This window comes from Paenibacillus sp. LS-5, assembly GCF_056121505.1.
Genome location: NZ_JBWAVA010000125.1, coordinates 1 through 239, shown reverse-complemented (window position 1 = coordinate 239; position 239 = coordinate 1). Strand labels below are relative to the sequence as shown.

The 239-nt window shown below is 60.7% G+C and carries 1 protein-coding gene; it reads right to left on the bottom strand.

The window, feature by feature from the left end:
* A partial coding sequence (locus AC0MA3_RS26735) for a hypothetical protein (RefSeq protein ID WP_474658383.1) occupies positions 1-239 on the bottom strand: 239 nt, incomplete at both ends.

Below are 239 nucleotides of genomic sequence, written 5' to 3'. Positions count from 1 at the left end.
TCACCTTGAACATCTCCTTCGCGAAAGCCGTACCGGCCGATCAACAGGCGAGGTCCGTCCGGCGCCTTTTCATCGCCGTACGACGGAACTTGAAACCAGCCCTTCGCGATGCCTTCGGCCAGCACTTGAAACGTGTTCAAGCGCTGCACGTCTCTGGGCAGTGCCACGTTCACGGTGTACCGCTGGATCACGCTGGCTTGAACCTCCGGCCGGAGGAACTCCACGGTGCGGAACAGGAA